The 9,184-nt window shown below is 75.5% G+C and carries 5 protein-coding genes; 3 read left to right on the forward strand and 2 right to left on the reverse strand.

What is annotated here, in order from left to right; translation table 11 throughout:
• Positions 1-3: 3 nt before the first annotated feature.
• From ACYVPE_RS17390 to ACYVPE_RS17400, 3 genes are read left to right on the forward strand one after another with little or no spacing between them, the layout of a single operon-like run.
• Complete coding sequence (locus ACYVPE_RS17390) at positions 4-1,215, forward strand: toxic anion resistance protein (protein ID WP_461034522.1); 1,212 nt, start codon at positions 4-6, stop codon at positions 1,213-1,215.
• On the forward strand, positions 1,212-2,846 hold the full coding sequence (locus ACYVPE_RS17395; RefSeq protein ID WP_461034523.1) for a vWA domain-containing protein: 1,635 nt from the start codon (positions 1,212-1,214) through the stop codon (positions 2,844-2,846). The genes ACYVPE_RS17390 and ACYVPE_RS17395 overlap by 4 nt, the downstream gene beginning before the upstream one ends.
• A complete protein-coding gene (locus ACYVPE_RS17400; protein WP_461034524.1) occupies positions 2,833-3,441 on the forward strand; it encodes a hypothetical protein in 609 nt (202 codons plus the stop codon). The genes ACYVPE_RS17395 and ACYVPE_RS17400 overlap by 14 nt, the downstream gene beginning before the upstream one ends.
• 727 nt (positions 3,442-4,168) lie before the next feature.
• Here the strand turns inward: ACYVPE_RS17400 and lysX are convergent.
• Positions 4,169-7,459 carry a bifunctional lysylphosphatidylglycerol synthetase/lysine--tRNA ligase LysX gene (gene lysX / locus ACYVPE_RS17405; protein ID WP_461034525.1) on the reverse strand — a complete coding sequence of 1,097 codons (3,291 nt, stop codon included), beginning with the start codon at positions 7,457-7,459 and terminating at the stop codon, positions 4,169-4,171.
• A complete protein-coding gene (locus ACYVPE_RS17410) occupies positions 7,431-8,948 on the reverse strand; it encodes a N,N-dimethylformamidase beta subunit family domain-containing protein (RefSeq protein ID WP_461034526.1) in 1,518 nt (505 codons plus the stop codon). The genes lysX and ACYVPE_RS17410 overlap by 29 nt, the downstream gene beginning before the upstream one ends.
• Positions 8,949-9,184: the final 236 nt, after the last annotated feature.

A 9,184-nucleotide genomic window follows, 5' to 3' on the forward strand; every position in this document is an offset into this window, starting at 1 on the left:
ACCATGCCCGAGCTGACCCCACCGGGTTCGGACAACCCGCTGATCCTCACCCCGCCTGACCCCGTGCCCGAGGTGCGGGCCGAGCAGGCTTCCGGGCTGGTCCCGGTCGACGCCGCGGCCCGCGAGGAACTGGCCCGCCGCGCCGCCGCCTACGTCGACTCGCTCACCGAACTCGACACCCGCTCGCCGGAGTTCACCTCCCGGGTGGGCGAGGTGACGTCGTTGGGCGGCGACGAGATGCGGGCCGCCGCCCAGCAGTCCAACCGGATGCTGGAGCGCAGCGTCCGCTCGCTCGCCAAGGGCGCCGGCGGCGAGGCGGGCGACGCCCAGTCCCGGGTCGCCGGCTCGCTGGTCGAGCTGCGCCGCACCGTCGAGGACCTGGAGCCGCGCGACTCGGCCGCCGGCGGGGTGCGCCGGCTGCTGTCCAAGCTGCCGGGCGGCAACCGGTTCCGCGACCACCTGGCCCGCTACGCCTCGTCCCAGGGCACGCTGCAGAAGATCGTGCACTCGCTGCGCTCCGGCCAGGACGAGCTGCGCCGGGACAGCGCCGCCCTGCACACCGAGCGGTCCAGGCTCTGGGACACCATGGGCAAGCTCCAGGAGTACGCGGTGCTCACGGAGGCGCTGGACGCCGAACTCCAGCGGCGCATCGACGTGTTGGAGGCGACCGCCCCGGAGCAGGCGGCGGCGATGCGGGCCGACGTGCTGTTCCCCGTCCGGCAGAAACACCAGGACCTGCTGACCCAACTCGCGGTCTGCGCCCAGGGATACCTGGCGATGGACGTGGTGCGGCGGAACAACGACGAGCTGGTCAAGGGCGTGGAGCGGGCCGCCACCACCACGGTCTCCGCGCTGCGGATCGGGGTGATGCTCTCGGCCGCGCTGGAGAACCAGCGCAAGGTCACCGAGCAGGTCAACGCGCTGCGCTCGACGACCGAGGACCTGGTGCGGGCCAACGCCGACATGCTGGCCACCCAGAGCGGCGAGATCCAGCGGATCGCCGCCGACCCGGCGGTCGGCGTCGAGACGCTGCGGGCCGCTTTCCAGCAGATCTACCGCACGCTCGACGCGATCGACACCTACAAGGCGCAGGCCACCGAGTCGATGGCCGAGACCGTGCGGGCGCTCTCCGGGGAGCTGGCCGACGCCTCGGCGCAGCTGGAGCGTTCCCGGGACCGGCAGTTGGCGGAGGGCGAGCGGGGAGGCCGGCGATGAGGCGGGGGACGAGGTGGGGGACGGGACCCGGCCGGCTGGCGGCGCTGCTGACGGTGGTGGCGCTCGCCGCGGGCGCCTGCTCCGACGACTCGGGCGGGTCCGGGGGGTCCGGGGGGTCCGGGGGTTCCGGTGGGTCCGGCGGCGGGGACGGCTCCGTGGTGCGGATCCTGGCGAGCAGCGAACTCGCCGACACCGAGGACGTGTTGGCGCGGGCCCAGGAGGAGACCGGGGTCGGGGTCGAGATCACCTGGTCGGGGACGCTGGACGCGACGAGGCTCGTCGCCTCGGGGGAGGCCGAGGAGTACGACGCGCTCTGGCTGGCCACCAACGACTACCTGCGGCTGCGGCCGGAGGCGGCCGACCGGATCCTGACCGAGACGTCCGTGATGACCTCGCCGGTCGCGCTCGGCGTCCGCCCCGAGGTGATCGACCGGCTCGGCTGGAACCCGGAGGAGGTCACCTGGTCGCAGGTCCACGCGGCCGCCGCGGCCGGCGACCTCACCTTCGGCATGACCGACCCGACCCGCTCCAACTCCGGCTACAGCGCGCTGATCTCGGTCACCTCGGCGCTCTCCGGCGCCGAGGCGGCGCTGACCGAGGAGGACGTGACGGGCAGCGCCGAGCGGCTGCGCGAGTTCTTCACCGGGCAGCGGCTCACCTCGGGCTCCTCGGGGTGGCTGGCCACCGCGTTCGGCGACCGCCCCGACGTCGACGCGCTGATCAACTACGAGTCGGTGCTGCTGTCGTTGGCCAGGGACGGCGTCGCCGACCTGACCGTGGTCCGCCCACTGGACGGCGTGGTGACCGCGCGCTATCCGCTGACCACCCTCACCTCCGCCTCCCCCGAGGCCCGCGACGCGCTTGGCGCGCTCACCGACCACCTGCGGGGCCAGGAAACCCAGGCCGAGCTGACCGAGCAGACGCTGCGCCGCCCGGTGGCGGGCGGCGTCGCGCCCGCCGAGGCCATCCCGGACGGGCAGCGGCGCGAACTCCCCTACCCGGGAACCCTCGCGGTCGCCGACGGGCTGCTCGACGCGTTCGACAACGAGCTGCGCCGGCCCTCGCGGACCGTGTACGTGTTGGACACCTCGGGCTCGATGGAGGGCGACCGGATCGAGTCGCTGCGGGCCGCGCTCGGCCGGCTCACCGGCACCGGCGTCGCCGGCGCGGGCGAGCGGTTCAGGGAGCGCGAGCGGGTGACGCTGATGCCGTTCGCCGGGGACGTCGTCTCGCGCGACACCTACACGGTCGAACCTGCCGACCCGGAACCGGGGTTGGCGCGGATCAGGGACGGCGTGGACGCGCTGACGGCGGACGGCGACACCGCGATCTACTGGAGCCTGATGGAGGCGTACGAGCTGCTGTCCGAGGAGGACACGGCGGACGCGTTCACCTCCATCGTGCTGATGACGGACGGCGAGAACGGCGACGCGATCGGCGCCGGCGGCTTCGCCGACTTCCACGCGGCCCTCGGTGGCGAGCTGGCGACGGTGCCGGTGTTCACGGTGCTGTTCGGCGACTCGGACCGCGCCGAGCTGGAGGGCATCGCGGAGCTGACCGGCGGCCGGCTCTTCGACGCGGTGGACGGCTCGCTCGACCAGGCGTTCCAGGAGATCCGTGGCTACCAGTAGAGCGCTCAGGTATCTGGAGTCCCGCAAGAACCTGACGGGCTGCGTCTGCGGCCTGGCCGGCCTCGGCCTGACCCTGGCCGGGCAGGCCGGCGCGCTCTGGCCGCTGGTCGTCGGCGGCCTCTACGGCGCGGGCGCGCTGCTCGCCCCGCCGGAGCGCGAGGCGCCGCCGCCGTTCTCCGAGACGTCGGAACTGGCCGCGATCCGGACGGACTTCGCGGCGCTGCGGCCGTACCTCGACTCCTTCGACGCGCCGTCGGAGGCGGCGGGACCGCTGGCCGAGCTCGACGAGCTGCTGACCGCGCTGCTCGACCCCGGCTGGGTCGCCGACGAACTCGCCGTCGACCCGGAGGCCGTCCACGCCCTGGCCCGGGCGGTGCGGCACGACGTCCCCGAGGCGATCGACGCCTACCAGCGCACCCGCTGGTGGTCACGGCTCACCCCTGGCGGAGAGCTGCCCGAACACCACCTGGAGCGTCAACTCGCGCTGATCGTCCGCGAGTTGCGGTCCCGAGCGGCCACCATCCGGGAGTCCCAGGAGTCCCGGCAGCAGACCCACACCACCGACCTCGAGGCCCGCGACCCACGGGACCTGTGACGCGGCCTGGCCGGCCGGAAGCGATGACCGACGGTTCGGTCACCGACACGAGCCGGCCCCGGCCGGCTGCGGCCCGCCAGGGCCGTGGCCGCGCACGGCCGGGAAGGAAGCCGGGCCAGACCGGCCGCAGCCCCGGCCTCGGCCCGGACGTGAGCCGGGCCCCGGCCGGTTCGGCCGGCTGGCCCGTGGCCGGGCCGGCCAAGGCCGGCGCGGACCACCGGGCCGCCGGGCCGCCGGGACCGGTCTCGGTCCGCTGGGGCAGCTCGGCGGCGTCCCGCAGGGAGGCGCGGACGAGGTCAGGCACCCACTCGTCCCCGAAGGGCGGCCGACTGGTACGGCGGCGGCGTATCTCGTCGTAGCGGTCTCCGAGTTCGGCCTCACCCTCGGTCTCGGCCGCCGTCTCGCGGCTGAGCGTGGCCAGGCGCCGGCCGGCAGCCGAGCACGGTCGCTCGGCACAGCCCGGCCGAGCCGGTCGAGGCCGCGAGCGCCGACCCGGACCAGGAGGCGCGTGCGGCCAGCCCGGCCATGGGCCCGCGCGGCGGAGGCCCGCCGCCACGGACCGCCCGCGGCCTGCGGCCCGTGCCTCACCGGCCGCAGGCACGGGAAATCAGCCCGGCCGGTCGGGCAAGCCCGGCCGGTTCGGCCGGCTGCGGCCGGCCAGGGCCGTGGCCGCCCGCCGCAGGGCCCCCGCCCGGCCACTCCGCCCAGCCCGGCCGGCGAGGCCCCGTCAGCCGCCGCGGATCAGGGGGAAGGGGAGGGTCTCGCGGATCGGTAGGCCGGTGAGGAGCATGATCAGCCGGTCGACGCCGAGGCCGAGGCCACCGGTGGGGGGCATGCCGTACTCCAGGGCGGCGAGGAAGCCCTCGTCCGGTTCCAGGGCCGCCTCGGCGGCCTGCGGCAGCAGCCGGCGGCGTTGCTCGATCGGGTCGGTCAACTCGGTGGCCCCGGTGCCCAGTTCCATGCCCCAGGCGACCAGGTCCCAGCGTTCGGCGAGCCGCGGGTCGTGTCGGTCGGCGCGCACCAACGGGCTGCTGGCCAGCGGGAAGTCGCGGTAGAAGACCGGCGGGCCGGTCACCGCCTGGACCAGCCGCTCGTACAGCGCGTCGACCAGCTCGGCGTGGCCGGCGCGCTGCCCGGGATCGACGCCGGCCGCCGCGCAGTGCGTCCGCAGCGCCGCGTCCCCGGTGTCCGGGCCGATCTCCTCGCCGAGCGCCGCGGAGATCGCCTGGTAGACGCCGACCACCGGCCACTCCCCCGAGAGGTCGTGCTCGACGCGCCCGCCGTCCGCGCCGCGGGTCACCGCGAGCGGGGCGCCGTGCATCGCCGTCGCCGCCTCCCGCACCAGCGCGCCGGTGAGTTCGCGCATCCCGTCCTGGTCGGCGCCGGCCCGGTACGCCTCCAGGATGGTGAACTCCGGGCTGTGCCGGTGCGAGACGCCCTCGTTGCGGAACGCCCGGCCCAGCTCGAAGATCCGGTCGAAGCCCGCCACGCACAGCCGCTTCAGATACGGCTCGGGCGCGACCCGCAGCGCCAACTCCATGTCGTAGGCGTTGCCATGGGTGACGAAGGGCCGGGCGTCCGAGGCCGCGTGCAGCGGCTCGAGCATCGGCGTCTCGACCTCCGTGTAGCCGCGCCGCCACAGCGCCTCGCGCAGTTCGCGCAGCACCGTCGACCTGGCCACCAGCGCCGCCCTGGCCGCCGGCCGCACCACCAGCTCGGCGGGCCGGCCGCGGGACCGCGCCACCGGGTCGGTGAGCCGGTGCCTGGCGTCGGGCAGCGGCCGCAGGCACTTGGCGACCAGCCGCCACGAGGCGACGAGCAGCGAGGGCTCGCCGCGGCGGCTGCTGCCCGACTCGCCGGTGGCCTCGATCTGGTCGCCCCGGTCGACGGCGTCGACGAAGCGGCGGAGCGCGTCGGCGCCGACCCGCCCACGGGTGAGGATCAGTTGCAGCTCCCCTGAACCGTCGCGCAGCCGGACGAAGACGACGCCGCCGAAGTCCCGTACCAGCAGCACCCGGCCGACCACGGTGGCCCGGGTGCCAGCCGGTCGGGTCCGCAGCCCGGCCAGGGCGGAGGTGCGGTGGCTGTCCGGCGGGTAGGGGTCGACTCCCCTGGCCCGCAGCTCGGCCAACTTGGCTCGCCGCACCCGCTGTTGCTGCGTCGGCCGGCCTTCGGCCCCGGCCGGTGCCGGCCCCGGCGGCCGGGTGACGTCCGCGGCCAGCTCACGCTCCTCGTCCGTGAGCGGCGGCAGCCCGACCGCGCCGATCGGCCGGACCCCGCCCCGGCCGTGCGGCGGCGAGAAGAACCCCTCGACGATCGTGAGGGAGAGGCCGACCCTGGCCAGGCTGCCCGGCTCGCCGTAGCAGAGGAACCGCGGATACCACTCGGGCCGGTACTTGGCGGTGGCCCGGTACATCGTCTCCAACTGCCAGAACCGCGAGAAGAACAGCAGCAGGCGCCGCCACATCCGCACCACGGGGCCGGCCCCGAGCCGCGCGCCGGTCTCCAGCACCGAACGGCCGACGGCGAAGTTGAGCGAGACCCGGCGGATGCCGAGCGCCGGGCCGTGCGCGGCGAGCCCGGCGACCATGAACTCCACGGTGCCGTTGGGCGCGTCGGGCGCCCGCCGCATCAGGTCGAGCGAGACGCCGTCGTGGCCCCATGGCACGAGGGACAGGATCCCGATCCTGGCCGCGTCGGCCTGGTCGGCCTCGTCGGCCTCTCCGCCGGCCAGTGCTTCGACCAGCAGGCAGCGGCCGTCGGCCGGGTCGCCGAGCCGGCCGAGCGCCATCGAGAAGCCGCGCTCCTGCTCGTCGCCGCGCCACGCGTCGATGTCGGCGCGCAGCCCGGCGAACTCGGCCTCGTCCACCTCCTGGTGCCGGCGGATCCGGATCCGCGCCCCGGTGCGCCGCACCCGGTTGACGGCCTGCCTGGTGCCGCGCATCGACCGCCACGCCCGGTCGAACTCGGCCGGCCGCAGGATCGCCTCGTCCCCCAGGTGCAGCACGCGGAACCCGGCCCTGGCGAAGGCCGCCGCGCCCTGCTCGCCGGCGCCCAGCACGGCCGGCAGCCAGGCGTAGCCGCGGGCCATCGCGCCCCAGGCGGCGATCGCGCCGTCCCAGGAGTCGCGGTCGCCGATCGGGTCGCCGCCGGCGAGGCAGACGCCCGCCTCGACGCGGTAGGTGACGGCGGCCCGGCCGTCGGGCGCGAAGACGGCGTTCTTGTCGCGGCGGGTCGCGAAGTAGCCGAGCGAGTCCTGCCGGCCGTGGCGGGCGAGCAGGGCGCGGAGCCGGGTCTCGTCGTCCGCCGAGAGGCCGGTCAGCGCGCGCTGCGAGCGGAACAGCACGACCAGCGCGTTCAGCACCGCGAGGGTGCCGAAGACGTCGGGCAGGGTGCGGATCAGCACCGGCGGATGGCCGGCGAAGTCGCGGGCCGCGCCGAAGCCGCCGAACACCCGGTCCGCGGCGTAGGCGAGCCGGTCGCCGTACGCCAGCGAGCCGGGGAACAGGCTCACCATCAGCCAGCCGAGCCCGGTGGCCACCGCGAGCCCGACGACCAGCGCGCCCAGCGCCCGCCAGAACGCGCCGCGCCGCACCCGGGCGTGGAACTCGGCGCGCGACCACCAGAGCAGGGCGAGCAGCAGCGCGGCGCAGCCCGCGCCGGCCAGCGTCACCCAGAGCTCGACGGAGGCCGCCCTGGCCAGGTGGACGACGAGCAGCGCCGCCGCGCCCAGGGTGACGACGTACCAGGCCACCCGCTTGCGCACGGTGAGGGCCGCGGCGAGCAGCAGCAGGCAGACGCCGTAGGGCAGGTTGGCCGGCAGCGGCAGCAGCAGGCCGCCCACCACCTGGCGCGGGTCGGCGAACGGGGCGCGCACGAACGGCAGCAGGGCGCTCACCGCGCAGAACGCGCCGACGAGGGCGACGGCGGTGCCGAGCAGGGACGGCACCCGGCGGCGGAAGGCGCCCGGCTCGTCAGCCCTCGCCGTATCAGCCCTCGTTGTAGACGTGGTCCACATTGTTCTCGGGCTCCGGCCGGTGCCGCGCGGCCGGCCCCTCGGCGAAGGCGCGCAGCACGTTCTCGGTGGTGCGGGTGACGAACCGGCCGGTCCTGGCGTCCATGCCGTGGTTGCGGCCGTTCAGGTCGGTGCCGGCCATCAGCCCCTCGACCCAGCGCATCGTGCCGGCGGCGAACACGCCGGCGCCGCCGTCCACCGTGTAGTAGGCGGAGTCCTGGTGGCTCGACCTGCCGTTGCACTCCAGCGGCGAGTGGGCGACGATCTCGATCCGGTCCGGGGTGGGCGCCTCGGGCGTCACCCGGTCGTACTCGACGCCGACGAGGTGCTCGAACGACTCGCCCTTCTCCACCCCGGTGTCCTCGAACAGCCAGTGCCGTGGGCGGTGGACGACGTAGGGCGCGTCGGTCGGGTAGCCCTCGTAGAGCACGCCGGTGAGCGACGACTCGGGATCGGAGCCCGGGTCCTGCCGGAAGTCCGTGGTGACCAGGTGCGGATCGTCCGGGTAGCTCGGGTCCTGCGCGAACGAGCTCTTGTAGCAGGCGACGCTGCGACCGCTCCCGTTCTCCGGCTCGAGCCGGCCGGGCTCGAAACGCACCCGGCGGTAGCACGTGTTGGCGCCCAGGATCGCGACGTTGGTGCCGGCGTCGCGGGCCTCGGTGACGCGCTCGCGCTGGCGGGGCGTCCAGTACTCGTCGTGGCCGAGCACGATGACGGCGGTGGCGTCCTTCAGCACGTCGGGGTCGCGGTCGACGTCGACGCCTGTGGTGTAGGCCAGGGGTATGCCGAGACGCTCGGCGAGCACCACGGCGGCGCGCTCGTAGACCAGGAACTTCTCGGCGCCGTCCCGGTCGTAGGGGCGGTCGAAACTGACCACCTTGGACCGGCCCTCGTGGCTGCCGTCCTGCCCCTCGTAGAGGCTGTAGCCGCCCCACAGGTTGTACGCCTGCCAGGTCGCGGGCGCGTGCATCAGCACGGTGCGGCCGGCGCCGTTCTTCGACCTGACGATCAGCGGGACGTAACGCTGGTGCCCGTGGTCGGCGTCGAGCCGCAGCAGGTACGCGCCCTCCGGCCACCCCTCGGTGCCGAAGTCGAGGCTCCGGCGCCAGCCGGCCTGCACGGTGCGGGTGATCTGGTGCACGCGCGGCTCGCGCTGCTCCTCGCCGGGGACCGACTCCGACCGCCAGACGAGTTCGGCCTCCCGGCCGTCGTACCAGCCGACCCGGAACGCCGACACCCGGAACCGGCGGGCCGTGGTCGACACCCGCAGCGCCACCTGGTCGCCGGGGCGCACGCTGACCTGGTCCGCGTACCCGAGGACGGCGTCGGCCGGGCCCTGGTCCCTGAGCCGCCAGTCGCCGCCGTCGTCGTCCTTCTTCGGCCGCCTTGTGGGGGGCGCCGCGGGCGCGGGCGCGGTCTCGCACCCGACCACCCCGGCGACGGCGGCCCCGGCACAGCCCCCGAGAAACCCCCGCCGCCCGATACCCACCATGTGCGCTCCTCCGGCACCGCGGTCCTGCTCACATGCTGAGCGGGACGCCCGACGTCGGCAAACGGACCGGTGTTCCCGGGCGGGGGGTTTTCCCCCACCCACCCGCCCTTTCCGCCCTTGCCGCCCTTGCCGCGCGCAGCGCGGGTGGCGGCCGCGCCTGGCCGCGCAGCGGCCGGGCCTGCCGGCCCGGGCCTCGTGCCTGACGGCGGCTTGATGCGAGGTGTTCCCCGCCCACC

It is taken from the genome of Streptomyces mayteni, assembly GCF_054783955.1.